At 71.4% G+C, this 26,040-nt stretch carries 22 protein-coding genes; 17 read left to right on the plus strand and 5 right to left on the minus strand.

Annotation, left to right across the window (positions count from 1 at the left end):
* Window positions 1–102: 102 nt before the first annotated feature.
* Complete coding sequence (locus tag ACN26Z_RS11985) at window positions 103–1,140, plus strand: aminotransferase class V-fold PLP-dependent enzyme (protein WP_282239182.1); 1,038 nt, start codon at window positions 103–105, stop codon at window positions 1,138–1,140.
* Between the two features lie 204 nt (window positions 1,141–1,344).
* Here the strand turns inward: ACN26Z_RS11985 and ACN26Z_RS11990 are convergent, their stop codons facing one another.
* The gene (locus ACN26Z_RS11990; protein ID WP_421461199.1) at window positions 1,345–2,202 is read right to left on the minus strand and encodes an SPFH domain-containing protein; all 858 of its coding nucleotides are present in this window, start codon (window positions 2,200–2,202) and stop codon (window positions 1,345–1,347) included.
* 138 nt (window positions 2,203–2,340) lie between these two features.
* Here ACN26Z_RS11990 and ACN26Z_RS11995 point away from each other — a divergent pair, with 138 nt between their 5' ends.
* From ACN26Z_RS11995 to ACN26Z_RS12005, 3 genes are read left to right on the plus strand one after another with little or no spacing between them, the layout of a single operon-like run.
* On the plus strand, window positions 2,341–3,030 hold the full coding sequence (locus ACN26Z_RS11995) for a transcriptional regulator (RefSeq protein ID WP_421461201.1): 690 nt from the start codon (window positions 2,341–2,343) through the stop codon (window positions 3,028–3,030).
* Window positions 3,031–3,085: 55 nt separating this feature from the next.
* The gene (locus tag ACN26Z_RS12000; RefSeq protein WP_421461203.1) at window positions 3,086–4,663 is read left to right on the plus strand and encodes an MFS transporter; all 1,578 of its coding nucleotides are present in this window, start codon (window positions 3,086–3,088) and stop codon (window positions 4,661–4,663) included.
* 4 nt (window positions 4,664–4,667) lie between these two features.
* Window positions 4,668–5,267, plus strand: coding sequence for a TetR/AcrR family transcriptional regulator (locus ACN26Z_RS12005; protein WP_282239178.1), 600 nt, complete (start codon window positions 4,668–4,670; stop codon window positions 5,265–5,267).
* Between the two features lie 46 nt (window positions 5,268–5,313).
* On the opposite strand, the gene ACN26Z_RS12010 is transcribed toward ACN26Z_RS12005, so the two are convergent.
* Both ACN26Z_RS12010 and ACN26Z_RS12015 read right to left on the minus strand, forming a co-directional pair.
* Window positions 5,314–7,233: a helix-turn-helix domain-containing protein gene (locus ACN26Z_RS12010; RefSeq protein WP_421464628.1), complete on the minus strand. Its 1,920-nt coding sequence runs from the start codon at window positions 7,231–7,233 to the stop codon at window positions 5,314–5,316.
* A gap of 17 nt (window positions 7,234–7,250) precedes the next feature.
* Window positions 7,251–8,033: a 3-hydroxybutyrate dehydrogenase gene (locus ACN26Z_RS12015; RefSeq protein ID WP_421461207.1), complete on the minus strand. Its 783-nt coding sequence runs from the start codon at window positions 8,031–8,033 to the stop codon at window positions 7,251–7,253.
* 246 nt (window positions 8,034–8,279) lie between these two features.
* Between ACN26Z_RS12015 and ruvC the strand changes: the two genes are divergently transcribed.
* From ruvC to ACN26Z_RS12055, 8 genes are all read left to right on the plus strand, one after another.
* A complete protein-coding gene (ruvC, locus tag ACN26Z_RS12020; RefSeq protein WP_269738820.1) occupies window positions 8,280–8,807 on the plus strand; it encodes a crossover junction endodeoxyribonuclease RuvC in 528 nt (175 codons plus the stop codon).
* Window positions 8,804–9,406 (plus strand): Holliday junction branch migration protein RuvA, encoded by a 603-nt coding sequence (ruvA, locus tag ACN26Z_RS12025; RefSeq protein WP_093404455.1) that lies wholly within the window; start codon window positions 8,804–8,806, stop codon window positions 9,404–9,406. Before ruvC ends, ruvA begins: the two co-directional genes overlap by 4 nt.
* The gene (gene ruvB / locus ACN26Z_RS12030; protein ID WP_093404452.1) at window positions 9,403–10,467 is read left to right on the plus strand and encodes a Holliday junction branch migration DNA helicase RuvB; all 1,065 of its coding nucleotides are present in this window, start codon (window positions 9,403–9,405) and stop codon (window positions 10,465–10,467) included. Before ruvA ends, ruvB begins: the two co-directional genes overlap by 4 nt.
* 138 nt (window positions 10,468–10,605) lie before the next feature.
* Window positions 10,606–10,944 (plus strand): preprotein translocase subunit YajC, encoded by a 339-nt coding sequence (gene yajC / locus ACN26Z_RS12035; protein WP_170863428.1) that lies wholly within the window; start codon window positions 10,606–10,608, stop codon window positions 10,942–10,944.
* A gap of 287 nt (window positions 10,945–11,231) precedes the next feature.
* The gene (gene secD, locus ACN26Z_RS12040; RefSeq protein WP_421461212.1) at window positions 11,232–13,121 is read left to right on the plus strand and encodes a protein translocase subunit SecD; all 1,890 of its coding nucleotides are present in this window, start codon (window positions 11,232–11,234) and stop codon (window positions 13,119–13,121) included.
* 1 nt (window position 13,122) lies between these two features.
* On the plus strand, window positions 13,123–14,316 hold the full coding sequence (secF, locus tag ACN26Z_RS12045) for a protein translocase subunit SecF (protein WP_421461214.1): 1,194 nt from the start codon (window positions 13,123–13,125) through the stop codon (window positions 14,314–14,316).
* Window positions 14,317–14,421: 105 nt separating this feature from the next.
* On the plus strand, window positions 14,422–14,988 hold the full coding sequence (locus tag ACN26Z_RS12050; protein ID WP_093404441.1) for an adenine phosphoribosyltransferase: 567 nt from the start codon (window positions 14,422–14,424) through the stop codon (window positions 14,986–14,988).
* Window positions 14,989–15,184: 196 nt separating this feature from the next.
* Window positions 15,185–17,617: a RelA/SpoT family protein gene (locus ACN26Z_RS12055; protein ID WP_282240551.1), complete on the plus strand. Its 2,433-nt coding sequence runs from the start codon at window positions 15,185–15,187 to the stop codon at window positions 17,615–17,617.
* Window positions 17,618–17,773: 156 nt separating this feature from the next.
* On the opposite strand, the gene ACN26Z_RS12060 is transcribed toward ACN26Z_RS12055, so the two are convergent.
* The gene (locus ACN26Z_RS12060) at window positions 17,774–18,607 is read right to left on the minus strand and encodes a peptidylprolyl isomerase (protein WP_282239175.1); all 834 of its coding nucleotides are present in this window, start codon (window positions 18,605–18,607) and stop codon (window positions 17,774–17,776) included.
* A 65-nt stretch (window positions 18,608–18,672) separates the two neighbouring features.
* Entirely contained in the window at window positions 18,673–19,608 is a 936-nt protein-coding gene (locus ACN26Z_RS12065) for a peptidylprolyl isomerase (protein WP_421461218.1), read from the minus strand.
* Window positions 19,609–19,853: 245 nt separating this feature from the next.
* Here ACN26Z_RS12065 and ACN26Z_RS12070 point away from each other — a divergent pair, with 245 nt between their 5' ends.
* The 5 genes from ACN26Z_RS12070 to aspS all read left to right on the plus strand — a co-directional run bounded on the left by ACN26Z_RS12070 (window position 19,854) and on the right by aspS (window position 26,012).
* Window positions 19,854–20,570: an MBL fold metallo-hydrolase gene (locus ACN26Z_RS12070; RefSeq protein WP_093404430.1), complete on the plus strand. Its 717-nt coding sequence runs from the start codon at window positions 19,854–19,856 to the stop codon at window positions 20,568–20,570.
* An 87-nt stretch (window positions 20,571–20,657) separates the two neighbouring features.
* Window positions 20,658–21,986, plus strand: coding sequence for a histidine--tRNA ligase (hisS, locus tag ACN26Z_RS12075; RefSeq protein ID WP_421461221.1), 1,329 nt, complete (start codon window positions 20,658–20,660; stop codon window positions 21,984–21,986).
* Between the two features lie 264 nt (window positions 21,987–22,250).
* Window positions 22,251–23,300 carry a S1 family peptidase gene (locus tag ACN26Z_RS12080; protein ID WP_421461224.1) on the plus strand — a complete coding sequence of 350 codons (1,050 nt, stop codon included), beginning with the start codon at window positions 22,251–22,253 and terminating at the stop codon, window positions 23,298–23,300.
* Window positions 23,301–23,403: 103 nt separating this feature from the next.
* On the plus strand, window positions 23,404–24,075 hold the full coding sequence (locus tag ACN26Z_RS12085) for a hypothetical protein (protein WP_421461227.1): 672 nt from the start codon (window positions 23,404–23,406) through the stop codon (window positions 24,073–24,075).
* A gap of 128 nt (window positions 24,076–24,203) precedes the next feature.
* Complete coding sequence (gene aspS / locus ACN26Z_RS12090; protein ID WP_421461230.1) at window positions 24,204–26,012, plus strand: aspartate--tRNA ligase; 1,809 nt, start codon at window positions 24,204–24,206, stop codon at window positions 26,010–26,012.
* Window positions 26,013–26,040: the final 28 nt, after the last annotated feature.

Below are 26,040 nucleotides of genomic sequence, written 5' to 3' on the forward strand. Positions count from 1 at the left end.
CGTACCCCCGGTCACCTCCGCAAGGGGGCGGGGGACGGGAGTGGGCCACTGGGGTGGGATTGGCGCTTCGGGGCGGGGCGGCGGGGCGGTTAGCGTCGGGGTGTGGATCTGGAGCAGGCGCAGAAGCTGTGGCAACCGCAGCCGGGCTGGCTGAACACCGCCAGCTACGGGTTGCCGCCCGACCCGGCCTGGGACGCCTTGCAGGACGCGCTGGCCGCCTGGCGGGTGGGGCAGGGATCGTGGGAGGACTGGGGCGCGTCCACCGACAGGTGTCGGACGGCCTTCGCCCAACTGGTCGCGGTACCGGTCGCCGACGTCGCGGTCGGTGCCACCGTCTCCCAGTTGCTGGCGCCGGTCGCCGCCGCGCTCCCCGCGGGCGCCCGGGTGCTGGTGCCCGAGGTCGAGTTCACCTCCAACCTGTTTCCCTGGCTCGTCCAGGCCGAACGGGGCGTCGAGGTGCGCACCGTCCCGCTGGACGAGCTGGCCGTCGCCATCGACGGTGACACCGATCTGGTGGCGTTCAGCCTGGTGCAGTCCGCCGACGGCACGATCGCCGCGTACGACGAGATCGTCGCGGCGGCCCGGGCCCACGGCGCGCTCGTCGCGGTGGACGCCACCCAGGCGTGCGGTTGGCTGCCGTTCGACGCGGCCCGCGCGGACGTCGTGGTGACCGGCGGATACAAGTGGCTGATGGCGCCCCGGGGCACCGCGTTCGCTTACCTGGCGCCCGAGCTGCGGGATCGGCTGCGACCGGACGCCGCCGGTTGGTACGCGGGTCGCGATCCGCACGCCTCCTACTACGGGCCGCCGCTGCGGCTGGCCGACGACGCCCGCCGGTTCGACCTCTCGCCGGCCTGGTTCAGCTGGGTGGGTGCCGCTCCGGCGCTGGAACTGCTGCTGGAGATCGGCGTCGAGCAGGTGCGGGCGTACGACGTGGCGCTGGCCAACCGGTTCCTCACCGGTCTGGGGCAGCCGACCGGGCACAGCGCGATCGTCACCGTCGAGGTGCCCGGCGCGCAGGAGAAGTTGGCGCGCGCCGGGATACGCGCGGCGGTGCGGGCCGGTCGGGTCCGGGCCTCGTTCCACCTCTACTCCACCACCGAGGACGTCGACCTGGCCCTCGACGCGCTCACCTCCTGACCGCGCCGTCCAACGCCGCACCGGCTGGCTCGCCGGTGTGCGGCCGGCGCTCGCCGCCCGCCCTCATCACCTGACCGGTGAGGGCGGGCGGCGCTGTCCCTCGGCCCAGGTCCGCCGGCCTCCCGCCACCCCCGGGGCCCTAGGTTCCGGTCTCGGGTCCGGCCCCGGAAGGGTGCGGGACCGGTCCGCGACGGCGCCGCCGGCTCACTTGCCGGTGATGATGCCCGGGTTGATGCACAGACCCGGCGAGCTGCCGTGCTTGTCCGCGATCTCCAGGCAGCGGGTCACCTTGTCCACCGTCGCGTTGGTTTCGGTGACCTGCTTCTGTATCTCGGCGTTGAGACGGTCCTGTTCGAGGTTGCGGGTCTGCGCGAGCTTGTCCTGGAACGCCTTGATGTTGCCCTCGGTCTTGTCGTCGTGGTTGACCCGGGTGATGGTGACCGACAGGATCTCGACGTCGTCGGCCAGCCTTCCCTCGGCGTTGGACTTGATGCTCGCCGAGAAGGGCTTGAGGTCGACGTTCAGGTTGCCGGTCTTCGAGTCGATACGCTCCAACGGGTTGTAGGTGGCGAAGGCGTCGTTCACCGCGCTGTCGAGTTGGACGCCGACCCGCTGCCCCCGGAAGCTCTCGAAGTCGCCCTTGTAGTCCATGAACTGCTGTGGGGCGTTCTCGGGCTGGACCTGCCACTCGACAAGCACCTCCACGCACGCGTCCGCGAGGGTGCCGGTACGCACCCGCACGCACTTGTCGCTGCCGATGTGGTCGTACTTCTGCCGCCCGGCGTCCCACTCGCCGACCCGCTGCCACGGGGTGACCCACTTCAGGCCGGAACCGGTGACCTCACCTGTCGGCTTGCCGAAGCTGGTGACGATGCCGACCGAGCGGATCGGTACCGAGTGGGCGCTCGACGCGACGGTGAGGATCGCCGTACCGGCCAGGGCGCCGACCGCCGTCAGGACGCCGATCTGCCGCACCTGGCGTTGCGAGCTGAACAGGGCGACGGCGACCGCGATGATCGCGATGACGGCGGCGACGATCGCCAGGATGAAGCCGAAGGGCATGACGGGACCTTTCCGGAAACGGCCTTGCTGAGTTGATCATCAACGTAGCTGTCCGGGTCAAGGCCGTGGCGAGCGCATCCGTGGCGGGCCGTGCTGACGAATCCCCCGGTGGAGACCTGTCCACTGGGAGGAAGTCTGGTGTCTGGGGTACCGATACCCGCCGAGGTCGTGCAGGTCGCGGGCAAGCGCCTGACGGCCGCCGCCGAGGAACTCGACGGCAACCGGGTCGCCGCGCTTGTGGTCGAGCTGGCCGAGGAGTGGGGGGTGGTGCGGCTGTGGGACGACGTCTGCGTGCCGGTGCTCGCCGCGCTGAGCGGGCGGACCGCCGCCGGGATCGCCGTCGAGCACGCCCTGTCCGAAGGCGTCCGGGTCGGCCTGGACGTGTTCCGCCGCGATCCGGGCGTCGGTCCTGCCGCCGACGGTGTGCTGCTGGCCGGGGCGGAACAGGAGGAACACGGTCTCGGACTGCACGCGCTCGCCGCCGCGTTGCGTGAACGCGGCCGGGGCTGCCTGCTGGTCGGGCCGGCGCTGCCGTGGGCGGCGTTGGCCAGCGCCGTCGGTCGGGCCCGGCCACACGCCGTCGCGGTCTGGTCCCAGTCGCCGGTGACCGGCCGGTCGTACCGCATCGGCCGCTTCGCCCGGGAGTTCCCGGCGGTCCGGGTGTACGGTGCCGGGCCGGGCTGGGTCGAGCCGCTCGCCCCACCCGTGACGCGTCTCGATTCCCTCTCCGCCGCCATCGAGGTGTTGTGGGCAAGGGGTACGCATTCGGTAGTCGCCGCCCCCATGGTGACGCGGGTCATACCGATACGGACCCGTACCGTATCGTAAATGCCCTACGCTCAGGAGTCGACGCGGACGGGACCGAGCGAAACCGGGGGCGGGGATGCAGCCGAACGAGAACACCGGACATCCGAGGAGGTGGGCGATCCTCGGGGTGCTGGTGATCAGCCTGCTCGTGGTCGTCCTCGACAACACAATTCTCAACGTCGCGCTACGCACGCTCGCCGACCCGGTGCACGGGCTCGGGGCCAGCCAGGGCGAGCTGGAGTGGTCCATCAACTCCTACACCCTGGTCTTCGCCGGGCTGCTGTTCACCTTCGGCGTGTTGGGGGACCGGGCCGGTCGCCGCCGGATGCTGCTGATCGGGCTCGCGCTCTTCGGCCTGGCGTCACTGCTGTCGGCGTACGCGCAGACGCCCGGCCAGTTGATCGCCGCCCGGGCGCTGATGGGAGTCGGCGGCGCGGCCATCATGCCGGCGACGTTGTCGATCATCTCCAACGTCTTCGACCCCCGGGAACGAGGACGCGCCATCGGCATCTGGGCCGGCGCGGTCGGTCTGGCGGTGGCCATCGGGCCGGTCCTCGGCGGACTGCTGCTGGAACACTACTGGTGGGGCTCGGTCTTCCTGATCAACGTGCCGGTGGTGGCGCTCGGCGTGACCCTGGTCGCGTTGCTGGTGCCCGAGTCGCGCGACCCGGAACCGGGCCGCATCGACGCGTTCGGGGTGCTGCTCTCGGTGGTCGGCCTGGGCGCCCTCACCTACGGCATCATCGACGGCGGCGAGCACGGTTTCGGTCGACCCCTGGTCTGGGCCTCGATCCTCGGCGGCGTCGCGGTGCTGGCCTGGTTCGTCCTGCACGAGCGACGCAGCAGCCACCCGGCGCTGGACGTCCGACTGTTCCGGGTGCCCCGGTTCGCCGCCCCGGTGGCGATGATCGGGCTGGTCTTCTTCGCCGCGATGGGCGTGATGTTCTTCAGCTCGTTCTACCTGCAACTGGTGCGCGGGTACAGCCCGCTCGAGACCGGCCTGCTCTTCCTGCCCTTCGCGGTCGCCCAACTCGTCTTCGCCCCGCGCAGCGCCACCATGGTCCGCAGGTACGGCAGCCGGGCGGTGTCGGTGGTGGGGCTGGTGCTGACCTCGGTGGCGTTGGGCGCGTTCGCCTTCGTCGACGCCGACACGCCGATCTGGCTGGTGCTTGTCGCCTTCTTCCTACAGGGCGTCGGGATGGCCAACATCATGCCGCCGGCCACGGAGTCGATCATGTCGGCGCTGCCCCGGGAGAAGGCCGGCGTGGGTTCCGCGATCAGCAACACCATCCGGCAGGTGGCCGCCGCGCTCGGCGTCGCGGTGATCGGCTCGGTGCTGGCCGCCGGCTACCGCAACGGGATCGAACCGGCCCTGGTGGATCTGCCACCGGCAGCCGGCGCGGCAGTCGGTGAGTCCCTCGCCGGCGCGTACGCGGCAGCCGGCCAGCTCGGTCCGGCGGGCCCGCAACTGATCGCGGCGGCCAACGACTCCTTCGTCTCGGCCATGCATCTGTCGGCCGCGCTGGCCGCGCTGGTCGCCGCGGCCGGCATCCTGGTGGCCCTGCGATTCATGCCCGGCCGGGCCGCCCCCGGTGGGCCGGCGACGATCGGCGAACCCGGGTTGGCCGCTGCCGCACCCGGGCAGGGACAATGAGGGGATGACCAGCACCGCGGACGCCGCACGACCACCCGGGCGGCCACGCAGCGTCCGCGCGGACGAGGCGATCATCGAGGCCACCCTGGATCTGCTCGCGGAGGGCAGCACCATCGAGACGATCTCGGTCGAGGCGATCGCTGCGCGGGCCGGGGTGGGCAAGGCCACCATCTACCGCCGCTGGTCGGGCAAGGACGCGTTGCTGCGCGACGCGTTGCGCCGGCTCAAGGGCGATCCGCCGCAGCCGTCCGGCGCGTCCGTCCGCGAAGACCTGATCATGCTGGTGACCGCGATCGGTCACAACGTCGACCCGCGCGCGGCGCAGATCATGCCCTGTCTGGTGCCGGAGATGAAGCGCAGTCCCGAGCGGTACGCGTTCTACCAGAGCATCGTGGAGCCCCGCCGGGCCGCGATGCGGGAGGTGCTGCGCCGTGGCGTCCGCGAGGGCGAACTGCGCACCGACATCGACATCGAGGTGACGATGGCGATGCTCACCGGCCCGATGCTCATCCAGCGGGTGCTGAACTGGAACCCGGACCTCGACGAGGCCACCCTGCCGGAGAAGGTGGTTGACGGCGTGCTGGCCGGTATTCGCGCTCGCTGACCCCCGCCGCCGACACGTCGCGCGGCGCAAGGTGACCGACGGTCGCTCAGCCGGCCGGCGTACGCAACCGGTGCAGGCGCAGGGCCAGTTGCACCTCCAGGGCCCGATCCGGCCGCTGCCAGTCGGCGCCGAGCAACTGCCCGACCCGCTCCAGACGCTGGGTCACCGTGTTGACGTGCACGTGCAGTTGCTCGGCGGCCCGGGCCAGGCTGCCACCCACCCCGAAGTACGCCTCCAGGGTCCGTATCAACGCGGTGCCCCGCCGGGCGTCGTATTCGATCACCGGCCCGATGGTCGCGGTGAGGAACCGGCTCACGTCGGCGTCGCCGCCGTCGTCGACGGCGCCCAGCAGCAGTCCGACGAAACCCAGCTCGGCGCTGCTCGCCCCCTGCCCGGCCCGGCCCAGCGCGCCCAGCGCGGTCAGGCAACGGTCCGCCTCCCGGAACGCGGCGGCCAGCGACGCCGGGCCCGTCGACGGGCCGCTCGCGCCCGCGGTCACCGGCCGGCCGGTGATCCGGGACAGGTCCCGGGCCACCGCCCGGGCGCTGCCACCGGCGTCCTGACCGGGCAGCATCAGCGCCACCCGGCCGTCCCGCGCCGCGGCCAGCCCGCCCCGGGTCGAGGCGTACGTGGTGGCCCAGGAGAGCACCCGCTGCCGGGCGGAGCCGGTCGCCGCGATGGCGTCGTCGCCGACGGCCACCAGCACGTGCGGCGCGTCCAGATCCACGCCCAGCCGCCGCGCCCGGCTGCGCAGCGCGTCGGTGTCGCGCAGCGGCCGGGCGATCAGATCGTCGAGCAACTCGCCCCGGACCCGTCCCTCCGCCTCGGCGACGGTCCGCCGGAACAGCAGCAGCAGGGCGGTCACCAATGCCGCCCGTTCCAGGATCCGCTGGTCGGCGTCGGCCGGTTCGCCCTCGGGACGCAGCACCAGCACGCCCAGGTTCTCCGCGCCCGCCACCACCGCGGCGTACCACAACCTGCCGCGGCGTACGCTGCGTCCCTCGGTCCGCGACGCCGCGACCGCCTCCACGATCTCCGCCCGGTCCGGCTCGTCGATCTCGCCGACCTGGGCCAGCCGCCGCCCCTCGGCGTCCAGCGCCAGCAGCGCGCCACCGAGCACGTCGGTGACCGCCGCGGCCACGTCCTCCACCCCGCCGCCGCGCAACACCAGCGCGGTCATGCGGTCGTGCGCCGCTGCGGCCCGCTCCACCGAACTGCTGTGCGCGCGGATGGTGGTGTTCGCCGAGGACAGCTCCTCAAGCGCCGAGCGGGTCTCGGCCAACAGCCGCGCGGTGTCGATCGCCACCGCGGCGTGGGCCGCCAGCGAGAGCAGTAGCGCCACCTCCTCGCGGGCGAACGGCCGGGCCGAGCGGTTGGCCGCGTAGAGCACGCCGATGCTTGTCGAGCCGAGCCGCAGCGGCACCCCGAGGATGGCCACCAGCCCTTCCTCGCCCACCCCGGCGTCGATCTCCCGGGTGTGGTGGAACCGCTCGTCCTCCGGGTAGTTCGCGGTGACGTACGGGGCGCCGGACTGGGCCACCAGACCGCCGAGTCCGGCGCCCATGGGCAGCCGCAGCCGCTGGAACCGGGCGGAGACCGAGCCGTCGGTGACCCGCATGTAGGTGTCGCCGCGCTCGGCGTCGTCGAGCGTCATGTAGGCGACGTCCGCGCCGAGCAGGTGCCGGGCCCGGTGCACGATTGCCCGCAGCACCTCGTCCAGGTCGCGCAGCCCCGCCAGGTCACTGACGGTGTCGTACAGGCCGGACAGCTCGCTCTCCCGGCGGCGGCGGCGCTCCAGCAGCGCCCGCACCCGCAGCGCCACCGTCTTGGCCTGCTCCAACTCGGCGAGTCGCTCGGCGGGCAGCCCGGCCGAGCGGGCGGCGACCAGCGGTCCCTCGAACTCGACCGCGGCCGCCTCCCGGGCGAGCAGTTCCAGGAACTCCACCGGCGACGACATGACGGACATTCTGCGGGTGGCCGGCGTCAGTTCGCCGTCCAACCCCCGTCGATCGCGATCGAGGCACCGGTGAGGAACCCGGCCGGCGGCGAGCAGAGGTACGCCAGCAGTTCCGCCACCTCCTCCGGCTCGATCAGTCGCTTGACCGCCGCACGAGCCAACATGATCTTCTCGATCACCTCGGACTCGGGGATGCCGTGGGCGGTCGACTGGTCGGCGATCTGGCTCTCCACCAGCGCGGTGCGCACGTACGCCGGGTTGATGCAGTTGGCGGTCACCCCGTGCGCCGCGCCTTCCAGCGCCACCACCTTCGACAGCCCCTCCAACGCGTGCTTGGCCGAGACGTAGGCGGCCTTGTACGGCGAGGCGCGCAGCCCGTGCACCGAGGAGATGTTTACGATCCGACCCCAACCGCGGGCGTACATGTGGGGCAGTGCCCGCCGGATCAGCAGGAACGGCGCCTCCACCATCACCCGCTGGATGTACTCGAACCGCTCGACGGGAAAGTCCTGGAGCGGTGCGACGTGTTGTAGCCCGGCGTTGTTGACCACGATGTCGACGTCGGCGTCGAGCGCGTCCACCGCCGCCGGATCGGCGAGGTCCACCCCCTCGGCCCGGCCGCCGGCCTCGGCGGCCACCTGCTTGGCCGCCTCGACGTTGCGGTCCACCACCACGACCGTGGCGCCGGCCGCGGCCAGCCGCAGGGCGCAGGCCCGGCCGATGCCGCCGCCCCCGCCCGTCACGAGGGCGGTACGACCGGCCAGGTCGACGTTCACGACGTGGGGGACCGCCACGGGTTCTGCCGTCATGGCGCATGAAGTTACGAGCTGTGTGGTCGGGCGCACATGGGATGGCGGCACATACTCCCGCCGTACTGTGTGGCCGTCCGCTACATCCCGGCCGTGCCCGCCACGGCGGTCGCGTCCCGCCCGGCACAACGCCGCGTCGGGTGTGTCGCCAGGCGTGCGTGCCGGGCGTGTCCCGTGGCGCGCCGTCGCGGACGCATCGGTAGGGTGTCGAACACACGTACTGGCTGGCGGTCGGAGGGAGGCGGCGTGCGGGTGCTCGGCGTCGACCCGGGGCTGACCCGGTGCGGCGTCGGCGTGGTGGAGGGGGTGCCCGGTCGGCCCTGCACGCTCATCGCCTACTACGTCGTCTACACCGACCCGGCCGACGAGTTGCCCACCCGCCTGCTGCACCTGGACCGCTCGCTTACCGAGCTGGTCGCCGAGCACCGGCCGGACAGCGTGGCCGTGGAGCGGGTGTTCAGCCAGCACAACGTGCGTACGGTGATGGGCACCGCCCAGGCCAGCGGGATCGCGGTGCTGGCCGGGGCGCGTGCCGGGCTGCCGGTGCAGACGTACACCCCGAGCGAGGTCAAGGCGGCGGTGACCGGTTCCGGCCAGGCGGACAAGGCCCAGATGACCGCGATGGTCACCCGGCTGCTGCGGCTGCCCGAGCCGCCCCGGCCGGCGGACGCCGCGGACGCCCTCGCGCTGGCCATCTGCCACGTGTGGCGCGGCGGCACCCGCTCGAAACTGGCCGCCGCGGCGGACCGGGTCAGACGAGGAGGAGCGAGATGATCGCCAGTGTGCGTGGCGTGGTGACCGCCACCGGCCCGGACCACGCGGTCATCGAGGTCGGCGGGGTCGGCCTGGCGGTGCAGTGCGCCCCCGGCACGCTCGCCGACCTGCGGGTCGGCCAGCCGGCCCGGCTGGCCACCAGCCTGGTCGTCCGGGAGGACTCGCTCACCCTCTACGGCTTCGCCGACGACGACGCCAAGGTGCTGTTCGAGCTGTTGCAGACCGCCAGCGGGGTCGGCCCGCGGCTGGCCCAGGCGGTGCTCGCGGTGCACACGCCCGATGCGGTACGCAAGGCCGTCGCCAATGCCGACACCGCGGCGCTGACCCGGGTGCCGGGCATCGGCAAGAAGGGTGCCGAGCGACTGGTGCTGGAGCTGCGCGACCGGATCGGCCCGGTGCCGGTGGGTGCCGACGGCGCGGCCGGGGTGACCGGCGGCAGCTGGCCGGATCAGGTCCGTCAGGCGTTGATCGGGCTCGGTTGGACGGCGGGCCAGGCCGACCAGGCGGTGGCCGCCGTCGCCGAGAGCGTCGACGGTCCCACCCCGCCGGTGCCGGTGCTGTTGAAGCAGGCCATCCGACTGCTGGGTCGGACCCGATGAGCAACGAGAACCTGGTCTCGGCGTACGTCAGCGACGCGGAGCTGGACGCGGAGGTCAGCGTCCGGCCGAGGCGCCTTTCCGAATTCATTGCCCAGGACCGGGTTCGCGACCAGCTCGACCTGCTGCTTCAGGGCGCCATGCGGCGTGGCTCGCCGCCCGACCACATCCTGCTCTCGGGCCCGCCGGGCCTGGGTAAGACCAGCCTCGCCAACATCGTGGCCGCCGAGCTGGGTGCCGGGATCCGGGTGACCAGCGGGCCGGCGATCGAACGCTCCGGTGACCTGGCGGCGATCCTGACCAGCCTGGCCGAGGGGGACGTGCTCTTCATCGACGAGATCCACCGGATCGCCAGGCCGGCGGAGGAGCTGCTCTACAGCGCGATGGAGGACTTCCGGGTCGACGTGGTGGTCGGCAAGGGGCCGGGCGCCACCGCCATCCCGCTCGACGTGGAGCCGTTCACGCTTGTCGGCGCGACCACCCGGTCGGGTCTGCTCACCGGCCCGATGCGGGACCGGTTCGGCTTCGTGGCGCATCTGGACTTCTACGCGCCGGCCGACCTGGAGACGCTGCTGCATCGCTCGGCGCGGATCCTCGGGGTGCCGATCACCGAGGACGGGGCGGCGGAGATCGCCGGCCGGTCCCGGGGCACGCCCCGGATCGCCAACCGGCTGCTGCGCCGGGTGCGCGACTTCGCCGAGGTACGCGCCGACGGTGTGGTCACCGTCGCGACCGCCCGCGCGGCCCTGACCGTGTACGACGTGGACGCCCTCGGGCTGGACCGGCTCGACCGGGCGGTGCTGACCGCGCTGGTGGACTCGTTCCGGGGTGGTCCGGTCGGCCTGTCGACCCTGGCCGTGGCGGTGGGGGAGCAGCCGGACACGGTCGAGGAGGTCTGCGAGCCGTTCCTGGTGCGGGCGGGGCTGCTGGCGCGTACGCCCCGAGGCCGGGTGGCCACCGAAGCCGCCTGGCACCATCTGGGCCGTACGCCACCGAATGGTACATTTGCGGTAGAAGCTCCTCCCGCGCCCGATCTGTTCTCGCTGGACGTCGGCGAGCCGTGATCTGTTCGTGATCTGTGCCGCATTCGGCGTTCCCAGACAGAGCGACTAGACTCGCCGCGGTCTGTACAGGACGTGAAAATCCGCCTCCGTTGCGGCGCCGACGCGCCGGTCCGGCGGCCAATGGGAAGGTCGACAACCGTGCACTACGCAGCAGAAGGCGGCGGAGCGGGAGGCTTCACGCCGATCCTCATGATCGCTCTGCTCTTCGGCGTCATGTACTTCATGATGATCCGTCCGCAGCAGAAGCGCCGCCGCGAGGCCGAATCGATGCAGTCCAACCTCTCCGTGGGCGACGAGGTGGTCACCATCGGCGGGCTCTACGGCACGGTCACCGGTGTCGAGGACGACAGCGTCCTGCTGGAGGTCGCTCCCGGAGTGCAGACCCGCTACGCCCGGCCGGCGATCGCCCGGGTGGTCACCCCGGCGGAGCGCCCGGTCGAGTCGCCCGTCGAGGAGTCCGACTCCGTCAAGGACTGACGCCGCGTCCCAACCGGGTCGCCGGTCCCCCGGCGGTTCGGGCGGGAGGGTGCCCACGCGCGTCCCCGGGTGGGTGCCATCCGCTAATTGCGCATTGAGACAATTGGATAGAAGGCCGACGCCGGGCGCCGGCGCGCCGACTCGTACCCGGTCCACGCGTCCGCGTCGACCCCCGGAGGCGGCGGCGCCAGCCTGAGCGCCGTCGGAAGGCAGACCGTCGGCCGGGGGATTCCGGCCGACCCGCCGCCGCGCCCGCGGCGGCGTGACCACAGGGAGACAGGACAGCCGTGGCACCACCTCAGGGACAGATGCGCCCGGGACGGCAGTTGGCCGTGCTCGGGGCCATCTTCGTCGTCCTCTATCTTTTGGTGTTCTTCTCGGGCGGCGCCAGCGGTGGCTGGAAGGACCGGCTCGAACCCCGCCTCGGTCTTGACCTGGTCGGCGGCACGCGGCTCACGCTGGAGGCCACAAACACCCTCGACGGCCGCGCCCCCACGGCGGAGAACCTGGAGCGGGCCCGCCAGATCATCGAGAGCCGGGTCAACGCGTACGGCGTGGCCGAGGCCGAGGTGGTCACCGAGGGCGACCGCAACATCGTCGTCTCCCTGCCCGGCGAGAACCGCGAGCTCAACGAGGTCGGCAGCGCCGCCGAGCTGCGGTTCCGGAAGGTCCTGAAGATCGCCGACGGCAGCGGGTCCATCCCCTCGCCGGCACCGAGCGAGAGCCCTTCGGCGACCCCGTCCGGCTCCGCGAGCCCCGAGGCCACCCCGTCGGGCACCGCGAGCCCCACGCCGGACGCCGAAGCCTCCTCGTCGCCCGACGCCGGCGGTCAGGGTGGTGGCGCACCGACGCCGACGCCGTCGGCGACCCCGTCGCCCACCCCGTCGGCCACGCCGGACGAAGAGGTGACGCAGAGCATCGAGGAGCAGCGCCGCGCCGTCGAGCAGAAGGTCGGCGCCGAGGCGTGGGCCGCGGCGAGCGGCTTGCAGGCGCCGGCCGATCTCAGCGCCGACCCGTCGCTGGCCGACAAGCTCAAGCCGTTTGGTGAGCTGAGCGGCCGCGAGGTCGCGGTGCTGCCGGCGCAGATGCAGTTCAACGTGCCGACGATCAGCTGCGCTCAGCTCGACGACCGGCCCCCGGCGTCCATCTCCGACCCGGAGCAGCAGGTCGTCGCCTGCGAGGGCGGGTACGCCAAGAACCTGCTGGACGTGGCGAAGGTGCTCGGCACCGACGTCTCCGACGCCAACGCGGTGCGCGACCAGACCAGCCAGTGGGTGGTCAGCCTGAACTTCACCGGCTCCGGCCAGGACAAGTGGACCGCGTTGACCCGCGAGGCGTTCAACAACGAGGGCCAGGCGTGCGACGCGTCCGCGCTCGGTGACGAGGGCAAGTGCCGGGTCGCCGTGGTGCTGGACAACCAGATCATCTCGTCGCCGCAGATCCAGGGCGTGCTCACCGGCAACTCCCAGATCACCGGCAACTTCAGCAACGCCGAGGCCAGCGAGCTGGCCGGCTACCTCAGCTACGGCGCCCTGCCGGTCACCTTCGAGGCGCAGGAGCAGCAGAACGTCACCGCCACCCTGGGCGCCAGCCACCTGCGGGCCGGTCTGCTCGCGGCCGGCATCGGCATGCTGCTGGTCATCATTTACTCGTTCTTCTACTACCGCCTGCTCGGCTCGGTGATCTTCCTGAGCCTGATCCTCTCGGCGCTGCTGCTCTTCGGCGCGCTGGTGGTGCTCGGCCGGCAGATCGGCTTCACGCTCACCCTCGCCGGCATCGCCGGCATCATCGTCTCGCTCGGTGTGGCGGCGGACTCGTTCGTCATCTACTTCGAACGGCTCAAGGACGAGATCCGGGAGGGGCGCAGCCCACGTAGCGCGGTACCTCGGGCCTGGGTCCGGGCCCGCCGGACGATCATCTCCGCCAACGCGATCACGATCATGTCGGCGGTGGTGCTCTACATCGTCTCGGTCGGCACGGTGAAGGGCTTCGCCTTCGCCCTCGGTCTGGCCACGGTGCTGGACCTGCTGGTGGTCTTCCTCTTCCGGCATCCGATCATGACGATGTTCGCCCGTACCAAGGCGTTCCTGTCCCCACGGGTCAGCGGCCTGGGCCGGGCACTGCCGGCCCGGTCGGAGCAGGCCCCGTCCCGCAACCAGCGTGTCAAGGAGGCCTGAGATGGCTGAGACTGGTCTGGCAGCCCGCCTCTACCGAGGTGAGGCCGGCCTCAACATCGTCGGCCGGCGCAAGATGTGGTTCACCGTCGCCGCCGTGCTGGTGCTGATCGCGCTCGGCAGCGTCATCTTCCGGGGCTTCAGCCTCGGCATCGAGTTCGCCGGTGGCAACTCGTTCCAGGTGCCGACCAGCGTCGGCACCCTGGAGCAGGTGGAGGACCGCGCGGGCGAGGTGCTGGCCACCGCGGGTGAGGGTGGCCGGGTGGTCACCACCCAGCAGGTCGGCGGTGGCGGTGACGAGTTCTACGAGCTGCGTACCACCGAGCTCGGCGCCGAGCAGGCCGAAGCGGTCCGGGCCCAGTTGGGTCAGGTGTTCAACATCGATCCGGCGGAGATCGCCAGTAACCGGGTCAGCGAGGCGTGGGGCAGCCAGGTGACCAACCGGGCCCTGCTCGGTCTGGTGATCTTCCTGGCGCTGGTGACCGTCTACCTGGTCCTGCGCTTCGAGTGGCAGATGGCGGTCGGGGCGATCTTCGCCCTGGTGATGAACCTGGTCCTCACCGCCGGCCTCTACTCGATCGTCGGGTTCGAGGTCACCCCGTCGACGATCATCGGATTCCTCACCATTCTGGGCTTCGCCCTGTACGACGTGGTGGTGGTCTTCGACAAGGTGCAGGAGAACACCAGAGGCATCACCGCGAACAACAACCAGACGTACGGCGAGGCGGCCAACCTGGCCGTGAACCAGAGCCTGATGCGGTCGATCAACACCTCGGTGGTCGCCCTGCTCCCGGTCGGCGGCATCCTGTTCATCGGTGCCGGCCTGCTCGGCGCGGGCACCCTGAAGGACCTCGGCCTGGTGCTTTTCGTCGGTATGGCGATGGCCTTCCTCACCTCGATCACACTGGCCACCCCGCTGCTGGTGGTGCTGAAGAACCGCGACCCGCGGATCCAGGCGCACAACAAGCGGGTGCTGGCCCGGCGGTCCACGGTCAGCCGGGGCGAGACCCTGGCCAAGGCGGGTGGCCAGCCGCGCCCGGTCGAGCGGGACGAGGAGCCGGTCACCGCGGAGACCGGCGCGCTCGCCGGTGCCGCCGCGCCGAAGGTGGGCGCCCGGCCGGCGGGCAAGCGTTCCGGCGGTGCCCGGGGCGGGCGTCCCGGTGGCGGCAACCGTCCGGGCGGCGGAAAGCGACGCTGAGGACACCCGGGGCGACCCGGTAGAAACAGGTACCGGCGGCGTCCTGCATGCTGTGCGAGCAGTGTGCGGGACGCCGCCGTCGTGTGGAAGGGAAGCGGAACTGCCGTGACGGAGACCCACAGCACCGGAGTACGCGGGGACAGCGGGCCGGAGGTGGCCCGGCTGGTGGCCAGCCGGGTGCTCGACGTGCCTGACTTTCCCAAGCCCGGCGTCATGTTCAAGGACCTGATGCCGTTGTTCGCCGACGGTGACGCCTTCCGGGACGTGATCGACGGAATCGTCGCGTACCACGGGCGGGAGTCCTTCGACGCCGTGGTCGGCATCGAGGCGCGCGGGTTCGTGGTCGCCGCCGCGATCGCGTACGCGACCGGAGTCGGGGTGGTGCCGGTGCGCAAGGCCGGCAAGTTGCCCCGGCCGGCGTACGCCGCCTCCTATGAGCTGGAGTACGGCGAGGCCACGCTCGAAGTGCACCAGGACGCCTTCACCGCCGGCCACCGGGTGCTGGTGGTCGACGACGTGCTCGCCACCGGCGGCACGGCGGCGGCCACGTTGGATCTGGTGGAGCGAGCGGGTGGCACGGTGGCGGGTTTCACCGTGCTGCTGGAGCTGTCCTTCCTCGGCGGGCGCGACCGACTGGCCCCGCGTCCCGTGCATGCCCTGTTGACCGTTTGAGGCGTCAACGGCCCCGGACGGGCCCGGCACGGTCCGTCCGGCGGAGCGGCACGGCACCCCCGGTGGGGGTAGCATTGCCCATTGCTGACCGGGCGGTTACCCGCCTGTGCGGCGCTAGACCAGACCGGCCGGCGCACGGTCGGTGTCGTCCCGGCGAGCGGTGAGGAGGCCGGTGTCCCACGAGGTCGTTCCTCCGGTGGAGGGCACGGTGCACCCGACAGGTGACGCGGAGGGCTCGCTGACCGACCGCAACGGCGCCGCGGCGGCGCCGGGTGGCGGGTCGGGCGCGGCGCAGCGGACCGGCGACCCGGCTCGTCCGGCCGCCGGCTCCGGGGACGGCGATTCCTCGGCGGCCGGTGGATTCGGCCTGTCCCACGCGCCCACCGGGCGGCGGGTCCGGGCCCGGTTGGCCCGGTTCAACGCGCCATGGCAGTCCTCGCAGGTCAGCGAGGTGCTGGAGCCGCTCATCGCGTCGCACCGGGAGAATCACCCCAAGGCCGACGCGCGGCTGTTGCAGCGGGCCTTCGACACGGCGGCGCGCTGGCACTCCGGGCAGTACCGCAAGTCCGGCGACCCCTACATCACCCACCCGCTCGCGGTGGCGACCATCCTGGCGAACCTGGGCATGGACACCACCACCCTGGTCGCGGCGCTGCTGCACGACACCATCGAGGACACGGAGTACACCCTCGACCAGATGCGGTCCGACTTCGGTGGCGAGGTCGCCCTGCTGGTCGACGGGGTCACCAAGCTCGACAAGGTCAAGCTCGGTGACGCGGCCAAGGCCGAGACGATCCGCAAGATGGTCGTCGCCATGGCCAAGGACCCGCGCGTCCTGGTGATCAAGCTGGCCGACCGGCTGCACAACATGCGGACGCTGACCTTCCTGCCGCGCCCGAAGCAGGAGCAGAAGGCGAAGGAGACGCTGGAGATCCTCGCCCCCCTGGCCCACCGGCTCGGTATGAACACGATCAAGTGGGAGCTGGAGGACCTGGCGTTCGGGACGTTGTTCCCGAAGCGGTTCGAGGAGATCAACCGGCTGATCGGGGAGCACCAGCCGCAGCGGGAGGCGTTGCTGCGGCAGGTGACGCAGAAGGTGCAGACCGACCTGAAGGCCGCCAAGATCAAGGCGGAGACCACCGGCCGGCCGAAGCACCTCTACTCGATCTACCAGAAGATGATCGTGCGGGGGCGGGACTTCAACGACATCTACGACCTGGTGGGCGTACGCATCCTGGTCGACACGGTGCGGGACTGCTACGCCGCGCTGGGGGTGATCCACGCGAACTGGCAGCCGGTGCCGGGCCGGTTCAAGGACTACATCGCCATGCCCAAGTTCAACATGTACCAGTCGCTGCACACCACGGTGATCGGTCCCACCGGTAAGCCGGTGGAGATGCAGATCCGCACGTACGCGATGCACCGTACGGCGGAGTTCGGCATCGCGGCGCACTGGAAGTACAAGGAGCACAAGGGCACCCAGATCGTCGGCCCGCCCGCCCACATCGACGAGATGACCTGGCTGCGGCAGCTGCTGGACTGGCAACGGGAGGCCGCCGACCCGAGCGAGTTCCTGGACGCGTTGCGGTTCGACCTGTCCAGCCAGGAGGTGTACGTCTTCACCCCGAAGGGCGACGTGATCCCGTTGCCGACGGGGTCGACGCCTGTGGACTTCGCGTACGCGGTGCACACCGAGGTGGGGCACAAGTGCATCGGGGCGCGGGTCAACGGCAAGCTGGTGCCGCTGGAGTCGACCCTGTCCAACGGCGACGTGATCGAGATCTTCACCTCGAAGTCCGACACGGCCGGCCCGACTCAGGACTGGCTCGGCTTCGTCAAGAGCCCCCGGGCGCGGACGAAGATCCGGCAGTACTTCAACAAGGAGCGCCGCGAGGAGGCGATCGAGGAGGGCAAGGACGCGATCGTCAAGGCGATGCGCAAGCAGGGCATGCCGTTGCAGCGGATGCTCACCTCCGACAACCTGATGGCGATCGCCCGGGACCTGCACCTGGCCGACGTGGCGTCGCTGTACGCGGCCGTCGGCGACAGTCAGGTCTCCGCCCAGTCGGTGGTGCAGAAGCTGATGGCCTCCTACGGCGGGGAGGAGGGCGCGGCCGAGGACATCGCCGAGACCGCCGTGGCCACCCGCCCGCCGCGCAGCCGCGCCTCCAGCCACGACCCAGGTGTGGTCGTACGCGGGGTCAGCGACGTGTGGATCAAGCTGGCCCGCTGCTGCACCCCGGTCCCGCCGGACTCGGTCTTCGGTTTCGTGACCCGTTCCGGCGGGGTGAGCGTGCACCGCGACGACTGCGCCAACGCGGAGGACCTGCGCGCCCAGGGCGAGCGGGTGGTCGAGGTGAACTGGAAACTCACCTCCGCCTCGACGTTCCTGGTGGCGATCCAGGTGGAGGCGCTCGACCGGCACAAGCTGCTGGCGGACGTCACCCGGGTGCTCTCCGAGGAGCGGGTCAACATCCTCTCCGCCACCGTCACCACCACCCGCGACCGGGTGGCGGTGAGCCGGTTCAGCTTCGAGATGGCCGACCCCAAACACCTAGGGCACCTGCTGGCGGCGGTACGCAAGGTCGACGGCGTCTTCGACGCCTACCGCGTAACCTCCGGCGCCTAACCCACCCACCCTGACCCTGTTGATCAAGAAGTTTTGGTCTCGATCCGGCCGGATCGAGACCAAAACTTCTTGATCAACCAAGGCGGAAACCGGGCTGGGGGGAGTGAGCGAAGCGCCCGTCGGCGGGGCCGACGGGCGCTTCGGGTGGTTCGGGGGTCAGGCGTCGGTCATGGTTAGGTCGGTGATGACGACCTCCTTCTTCGGGTGACCGCCGCCGGCCTGCTGGGCGAACGCGCCGTCGTCACCGGCCGCCGCGACATCCTTCACGATGTCCATTCCGCCGGTGATGGTGCCGAGGACGGTGTAGTTCGGGTCCAGCGGCGAATCGCCGTACACGATGAAGAACTGGCTGCCGCTGCTGGACGGCTGGCCCGAGTTGGCCATCGCGATGACGCCCTCCGGGTACGGCGGCCGCTTGTCGGCCGGCAGGTTCTCCTCCGCCATGCGGTAGCTCGGACCGCCGGTGCCGTCGGTGTCCCGCCAGCCCTCGCCGGTGGCGCTCGGGTCGCCGCACTGGAGCACCTTGATGCCCTCGGTCACCAGCCGGTGGCACTTGGTGTTGTCGAAGAAGTTCTGCTCGGCCAGGTGGGTGAAGCTGCCGGCCGTGCACGGCACCGCGGACCTGTCGATCCGGGCGGTGATCGGGCCGAGGTTCGTGGTGATCGTCATGGTCTGGACGCCGACCTTGCTCTGCTGGGTGTCCGGCAGCCCGACGTCCTTGACCTGCGGGGTGCGCTCGCCGTCGGGCATCTCGACCCAGTCGCACTGCACGGAGTTCGCGTCCTGGGCCGCGTTGTCGGTGCCGCTGTCGTCGCCGAGCACGTTGCTGGCGAGCCAGGCCGTGCCGGCGACCACCAGCAGCAGGACCACGCCGGCCCCGACGACCGCCTGCGTCTGGCGGCGCTTACGGGCCCGAGCGGCCCGCTCGGCCATCTCCTTCTCGAGCCGGGCGCGGGCCGCCGCGCGCTGCCGCTCTCTGGTGGACGTCACGCCTCGATCCTCCTGGACTGTATGTGGATGCCGCTGCGGTGGGGTTGGGGCCCGGCCGCCCGTGGTCAGCCGGCGCTGGCGCTGGCCTCGGGGTCGCCCGAGGCCGCCGGACTCGGTGTGCCGGAGGACTCCGGCGTGCCCGAGGGCGCGGGATCGGCGGACGACGCCGGATCCAGCACGGGCTCGCCGACGGTCAGGCTCTGGATGACCACGTCGTCATTCTCCGGCTTGACCTTCTCCCCGGCCCCATTGTCCACCGTCGGCAGGGCGCCGATCTTCTCGACGACGTCGAGGCCCTCGGTGACCCGGCCGATGATCGGAAACTTCGGCTCGGCGGTGGTGAAATCCTTGAAGAAGATCAGGAACTGGCTGCCGTTGGCCCCGGGCGGGTTCGAGATCATCGCGACCGTGCCCTTGGGGTACGTCGGTGGATCGTCCGGGGACGGGCTCGGCTGCGGCGACGCCTCCGGCGCGGTCGGCACGTTCTCGTCGTAGAACGAGTAGGCCGGGCCGCCCAGACCGGTGCCGCTGGGATCGCCGCAGCGCACCGCGCCGTCGGCGGTGATCTCGTGGCACTTGGTGTTGTCGTAGAACGACTGGCTGGCCAGGTGGGTGATGCTGGCCGCGGCGCACGGGGCGCTGGCAAGATCCAGCTCGACGGAGATCGGCGCACCCTGGTTGGTGGTGATCGTCATCGGCCGGGTGCCGGTGACCGGCAGCCCGGTGGTCGGGGGCTCGCCGACATCCTTGAGGCTGGCGTTGCCCTCGGTGTTCTGCGGGGTCCAGAGGCAGACCTCGTCGGCCGCGGTGTCCTCGGTCGGCTCGCTGTCGAACGCGCCGAGGGCCCACGCCGAGCCGGCGACGACCAGCACGAGGATCAGGGCGGTGCCGACACCGGCCTGGATGCGTCGGCGACGCCTGGCGGCGGCGGCCCGGCGGGCCAGTTGCCGGTCGAGCTTGGCCCGCGCCAGTTTGCGCTGCCGGTCCCTGCTGGAAGCCACCCGTGCTCCCCTTTCCTCTACCCTGGTCGTCACCCGGTGGTCGTGTACCTGTCGGGCGGCAGGTGTGCCACGCCACACGCCCGCCAGAGTGTACGGGTACCGGCTGGGAAAGTGGTGTACGAGGTCGGTGCCCTTCTACATCGGGCTCCGTCAGTGCCTCACCCGGGGGCCGGCGGGTCGGGCCGGTCGGCCGGCGACGCCGGTAGGCTGCCGGAGAGGACGACTCGACGGAAAGGGGAGCGGACGTGCTCGTGGTCGGCTTTCCCGCGGACGCCTTCGGCACCAACTGCTACGTGGTCGCCACCGGGCCGGGGGAACAGTGCGTGGTGGTCGATCCCGGCATCGGGGTGGTCGACCGGCTCGACGCGCTGCTCGCCGAGCATCGTCTGCACCCGGCCGCGGTGCTGCTCACCCACGGGCACCTCGACCACACCTTCTCCGTGGCGCCGGTCTGCGGGGCGCGCGGAATCACCGCGTACGTGCACCCGGACGATCGGGAGCTGCTGGCGGATCCGACGAAGGCGCTGTCGATGGAACTGACGCAGCTCTTCGGCGGGCGACTGCCGTACGCCGAGCCCGAGGACGTGGCCGAGTTGGCCGACGGTACGACGCTCGCCCTCGCCGGGCTGGAGATCACCGTCGACCATGCGCCCGGCCATACCGGCGGGTCGGTGCTCTTCCGGCTGCCCGGCGCCGGCTCGCCCTGGGAGGCGGAGCAACTCTGCCTCTCCGGTGACGTGCTCTTCGCCGGCTCGATCGGCCGCACCGACCTGCCGGGCGGCAGCATGCCGACGATGGTCACCAGCCTGCGGGACAAGATTCTCCCGTTGGCCGACGACACCGTCGTCCTGCCCGGGCACGGCCCCACGACCACCATCGGCCGCGAGCGCGCCACCAACCCGTACCTCGTCGAGGTGGCGGAGCTGGGCGGCGCGCGACCGGCACCCACCCGCGGCCTGTAACGGTCGCGTCGAGACCGCACCGCGCGGACCGCGCGGGATCGTCAGCAGACTCTGCCGCGCAGCGCGCGGCTGCCGAGGGAGTACGTCATGAGCAAGCCCACGCCCATCTCCGGTTTCCCGGAGTGGACGCCCGCCCAACGGATGATCGAGCAGTACGTGCTGGACCGGATCCGGTCGACCTTCGAGCTGTACGGCTTCGCGCCGCTGGAGACCCGGGCGGTCGAGCCGTTGGACCAGTTGCTGCGTAAGGGGGAGACCTCCAAGGAGGTCTACGTGATCCGACGGCTGCACGGTGACCCGGAGGGCCCGGCCGGTGACGACGCCCTCGGCCTGCACTTCGACCTGACCGTGCCGTTCGCCAGGTACGTGCTGGAGAACGCCGGCAAGCTGAACTTCCCGTTCCGCCGCTACCAGATCCAGAAGGTGTGGCGCGGTGAGCGCCCGCAGGAGGGGCGTTACCGGGAGTTCCTCCAGGCCGACATCGACATCGTCGACCGGGACACCCTCGCGGTGCACCACGAGGCGGAGATGCCGCTCGTCGTCGGCGACGCGCTGCGGTCGTTGCCGATCCCGCCGATCCGCATCCAGGTCAACAACCGCAAGATCTGTGAGGGCTTCTACCGGGGCATCGGTCTGACCGATCCGGAGGCGGCGCTGCGCGCGGTCGACAAGCTCGACAAGATCGGCCCGGCCGGTGTCACGGAGCTGCTGGCGACCACCGCCGGGGCGAGCGAGGCACAGGCCAAGGCGGTGCTGTCACTTGCCGAGATCTCCGCGCCGGACGCCTCCTTCGCTGACGCGGTGCGCGCGCTCGGGGTCAGTGATCCGCTGCTCGACGAGGGGGTCGAGGAGTTGGTCCGGGTGGTGGAGACCGCCGCCGCGCACGCGCCGGGTCTCTGCGTGGCGGACCTGCGTATCGCCCGGGGTCTGGACTACTACACCGGCACCGTCTACGAGACGCAGCTGATCGGGTACGAGCGGTTCGGTTCGATCTGCTCCGGCGGTCGGTACGACAACCTGGCCAGCGCGGGCAACGCCCGCTTCCCCGGGGTGGGCATCTCGATCGGCGTGACCCGCCTGCTCGGGCTGCTCTTCGGCGCGGGCGCACTGTCCGTGTCGCGGGCGGTGCCCACCTGCGTGCTGGTCGCGGTGACCAACGAGGAACTGCGGGCGACAAGCGACTCCGTCGCCGGGGCGTTGCGGTCCCGGGGGATCCCGGCCGAGGTGTCGCCGAGCGCGGCGAAGTTCGGCAAGCAGATCCGGTACGCCGAGCGGCGTGGCATCCCGTACGTCTGGTTCCCGGGCGCGGACGGCGACCCCGACGAGGTCAAGGACATCCGTTCCGGCGAGCAGGTGGCCGCCGCGCCGGGGGAGTGGACGCCGCCTCGCGAGGATCTCAAGCCACTGGTGAGCTGAGCGCGGTGCTGCCGTAACCCTGAGATCGCTTTCCCGGTCCGGGGTGTCACACGGAGGTCGTACTGGCCGTGTGACACCCCGGTCTTCGTATGTGTCCTCCCTGTTACGGATTGCCGGTGGGTGAATTCGGGCATAGCCAGGTCTTGTTAACGATCTTAAATATGTGAATACTTTCCATCGCTTGGTCATTTCCCCAGGTGGTCGAGCTGCCCCCGTCCCTGTCGACGTGACAGGGCCTCATCCCCCATGTCGGGAGGCTGTTACATGCGACCCACGAGGTCAATGCTCCGCCGTGTCGTCACCGTAGCCGCGGCAGGAACCCTGGTCGCCGGCGTGTTGGCCGGCACCCCCGCCCAGGCGGCACCCGGGAGCGTCTCGCCCGACGCCGCCGCCGCGCTCGCCGACCGGCTCGGAGACCGCGCCGCCGGCACCTACGCCGACGCCAGCGGCAAGATGGTCGTCGCCGTCACCGACGTCGCCGCCGCCCGCCAGGCGGCCGCCGCCGGCGCCAAGGTCAAGGTCGTCAAGCGCGGTGCCGCGGAGCTGAACCGCGCCACCGCCGTGCTGGAGCGTTCCGTCAACATCCCCGGCACCGCCTGGTGGACCGACCCGGTCACCAACCAGGTCGTCATCTCCGTCGACACCACCGTCACCGGCGCCAAGCTGGAGCAGGTCAAGGCCGCCGCCGCGCGCACCAACGGCGCGGTGCGCATCGAGGCCGGGGCCGCCCCGCTGAGCACCCTGATCTCCGGCGGCCAGGCCATCTACGCCGGCGGTGGCGGGCGCTGCTCGCTCGGCTTCAACGTGCGCAGCGGCAGCACGTACTACTTCCTGACTGCGGGCCACTGCACCAACATCTCGTCGAGCTGGTACAGCAACTCGGGTCAGACCTCGCTGCTGGGCACCCGCGCCGGCAGCAGCTTCCCGGGCAACGACTACGGCATCGTCCGGCACAACAACTCGGGCAACGCGGCCGGCAACGTCTACCTCTACAACGGCAGCTACCGGGACATCACCGGCGCCGGTAACGCGTACGTCGGTCAGTCGGCGCAGCGCTCCGGCAGCACCACCGGCCTGCGCAGCGGTTCGGTGACCGCGCTCAACGCCACGGTCAACTACGCCGAGGGGCGGGTCAGCGGTCTGATCCGGACCAACATCTGCGCCGAGCCCGGCGACAGCGGCGGCTCGCTGTTCAGCGGCAGCACCGCGCTCGGCCTGACCTCCGGCGGCAGCGGCAACTGCCGTACCGGTGGCACCACCTTCTTCCAGCCGGTCACCGAGGCGCTGAGCCGCTACGGCGTCAGCGTCTTCTGACCAGCCCACCGGGAGAATCTCCTCCGCCAGCGGGCCGCCGGATTCCTCCTCCGGCGGCCCGCACCGCTGTTCCGGATCAGGTTTCATCAACTACGGTCGACCGATGGTCGTACGACTCCTGGCGCAGTTACGCGCGCCGATCTTCGTGGGCGGGCAGGTGTCGGCCTGGGTGCTGCTCGCCGTGGACGCGCGTCGTGAATGGAACGCGTCCTGGTTCGTCGGGCTGCTCCTGGTGCTCGGTGTGCTCGCCGCGATACCCGCAGCGGTTGTCGACCAGCCGGAATTCCGGGTGGTCGCCCTGGTCACCCAGACCATCGGCGCCTGCGTCGTCGCGCTGGCCCTGTACGACACGGCGGACAAGCGGGCGCTGTGGGCGTACGTCCTGGCCGCTCTCGGCGCGGTGGCCCTGCCGTCGAGCCGGCCGGCCCTCGGGGCCTTTCCGGCGAGCAGGTCGGCGCTCGGCCGGGCCACCGTGATCGGCGTCGGGGCGACTCTCCTGCTCACCATCGGCGCATCGGCGCCGGCCATGGCCTGGAGCGGTACCCAGCCCGAGGTGATGGTGTGCGTGCGGCCGGAAGCATCCGTCGATGAGCTGACCCGCGACAGCCGCCGCTTCGATCCCGATCACGTCATCGCCGGCTTCGGGTTCGACGGGCCGCACAGCTCGTGCCTGGAGGTGCTGTTCGATCCCGGCGCCACCGCGGGCGACGCCGACGACGTGGCGCGCCGCTACTCCGTGGACCCGAGGGTCGTGTCGGTGAGCCGGACGCGCTGACGGAGCGTCCGTCCGTCACCGCAGGTGTCGACAAGGGTGCTGGTCCGCGTACCCGGGGAACGTCGACGGGCGGGTGCTGACAGAATGCCGGGGAGCAGACGTAGGGCAAGACGAGGGAGACGCACGTCGTGATCCGTACCCATGACGCCGGCAGCCTGCGCGCGACGGACGCCGGCACCACGGTGACGCTCGCCGGGTGGGTGGCCCGCCGGCGCGACCACGGCGGTGTCATCTTCGTCGACCTGCGCGACGGCTCGGGCGTGGTGCAGGTGGTCCTCCGGGAGGAGGACGCGCACGCGCTGCGCAACGAGTACTGCGTCAAGGTCGTCGGTGAGGTCACCCGGCGGCCCGAGGGTAACGAGAACCCGGAGCTGCCCACCGGCGAGATCGAGGTGACGGCGGCCGAGCTGGAGGTGCTCTCCGAGGCCGCGCCGCTGCCGCTGCCGGTGGACGACCAGGTGGTGGCCGGGGACGACGTCCGGCTCAAGTACCGCTACCTCGACCTGCGGCGCGGCGGCCCGGCGCGCGCCATGCGGCTGCGGTCACGCGCCAACCAGCTGGCTCGTACGGTGCTGCACGAGCGGGACTTCCTGGAGATCGAGACGCCCACGCTGACCCGGTCCACGCCGGAGGGCGCCCGCGACTTCCTGGTGCCGGTGCGCCTTCAGCCGGGCAGCTGGTACGCGCTGCCGCAGTCGCCGCAGCTGTTCAAGCAGTTGCTGATGGTCGGCGGGATGGAGCGTTACTACCAGATCGCCCGCTGCTACCGCGACGAGGACTTCCGGGCCGACCGGCAGCCGGAGTTCACCCAGCTGGACATCGAGATGTCGTTCGTCACCGAGGACGATGTGATCGACCTCGGTGAGGCGATCGTCGCCGCGCTCTGGTCGGAGCTGGCCGACCACGAGATCCCCCGGCCCATCCCACGGATCACCTGGCACGACGCGATGGCCCGGTACGGCTCGGACAAGCCGGACCTGCGCTACGGCGTCGAGCTGACCGAGCTGACCGACTACCTGCGGGGTACCGCGTTCCGGGTGTTCGCCGGGGCGATCGACGCGGGTGGCTACGTGGGCGCGGTGGTCATGCCCGGTGGCGCGTCCCAGACCCGCAAGGAGCTGGACGGCTGGCAGGACTGGGCCAAGGCGCGGGGTGCCAAGGGCCTGGCCTACGTGGTACTCGACGCCGAGACCGGCGAGGCACGCGGGCCGGTGGCGAAGAACCTTTCGGCGGAGCACCTGGCCGGGCTGGCGGACGCGGTGGGTGCCAAGCCGGGCGACGCGATCTTCTTCGCGGCCAGCCCGCAAACCCGAGAGGCGCAGGAACTGCTCGGTGCGGCCCGCATCGAGATCGCCAAGCGGGCCGGCCTGGTCGACGAGAGCGCATGGGCGTTCTGCTGGGTGGTCGACGCCCCCATGTTCGAGAAGACCGACGAGGGGGGATGGACGGCTGTGCACCACCCGTTCACCTCGCCGAACTCCGAGTGGGTCGACCGGTTCGAGGAGGCGCCGGACCGGGCTCTGGCGTACGCGTACGACATCGTCTGCAACGGCAACGAGATCGGCGGCGGTTCGATCCGTATCCACCGCCGTGACGTGCAGCAGCGGGTGTTCGACCTGCTCGGCATCAGCCCCGAGGAGGCACAGGACAAGTTCGGATTCCTGCTGGAGGCGTTCAGCTACGGCCCGCCCCCGCACGGCGGTATCGCGTTCGGCTGGGACCGGGTCTGCATGCTGCTCGCCGGAGCCGACTCGATCCGCGAGGTGATCGCCTTCCCGAAGACCCGGGGCGGCTTCGACCCGTTGACCGGCGCACCCACGCCGATCACCGCCCAGCAGCGCACCGAGGCCGGCATCGACGCCAAGCCCAAGCCCCAGCAGCCCCCATCCCACCCCGGCACCGCCGGCCCCGCCGCCCCCGTATCCGACCCCACCTGACCCATCCCCGGCCCCACCCTCTCCCCGC

This window comes from Verrucosispora sp. WMMD703 (assembly GCF_049178935.1).
In the GTDB taxonomy this organism is placed as follows: Bacteria; Actinomycetota; Actinomycetes; order Mycobacteriales; family Micromonosporaceae; genus Micromonospora; species Micromonospora sediminimaris.

What these genes read in the sequence shown, in the direction of transcription:
- secF (WP_421461214.1), top strand. Translation starts at nt 13,123, where the DNA reads ATGGCTGAGACTGGTCTGGCAGCCCGCCTCTACCGAGGTGAGGCCGGC.
- ACN26Z_RS12015 (WP_421461207.1), bottom strand. Translation starts at nt 8,033, where the DNA reads ATGACGGCAGAACCCGTGGCGGTCCCCCACGTCGTGAACGTCGACCTG.
- ACN26Z_RS12010 (WP_421464628.1), bottom strand. Translation starts at nt 7,233, where the DNA reads ATGTCCGTCATGTCGTCGCCGGTGGAGTTCCTGGAACTGCTCGCCCGG.
- ACN26Z_RS12005 (WP_282239178.1), top strand. Translation starts at nt 4,668, where the DNA reads ATGACCAGCACCGCGGACGCCGCACGACCACCCGGGCGGCCACGCAGC.
- ACN26Z_RS12085 (WP_421461227.1), top strand. Translation starts at nt 23,404, where the DNA reads ATGGTCGTACGACTCCTGGCGCAGTTACGCGCGCCGATCTTCGTGGGC.
- ACN26Z_RS11990 (WP_421461199.1), bottom strand. Translation starts at nt 2,202, where the DNA reads ATGCCCTTCGGCTTCATCCTGGCGATCGTCGCCGCCGTCATCGCGATC.
- ACN26Z_RS12080 (WP_421461224.1), top strand. Translation starts at nt 22,251, where the DNA reads ATGCGACCCACGAGGTCAATGCTCCGCCGTGTCGTCACCGTAGCCGCG.
- ruvB (WP_093404452.1), top strand. Translation starts at nt 9,403, where the DNA reads ATGAGCAACGAGAACCTGGTCTCGGCGTACGTCAGCGACGCGGAGCTG.
- ruvA (WP_093404455.1), top strand. Translation starts at nt 8,804, where the DNA reads ATGATCGCCAGTGTGCGTGGCGTGGTGACCGCCACCGGCCCGGACCAC.
- ACN26Z_RS12000 (WP_421461203.1), top strand. Translation starts at nt 3,086, where the DNA reads ATGCAGCCGAACGAGAACACCGGACATCCGAGGAGGTGGGCGATCCTC.
- hisS (WP_421461221.1), top strand. Translation starts at nt 20,658, where the DNA reads ATGAGCAAGCCCACGCCCATCTCCGGTTTCCCGGAGTGGACGCCCGCC.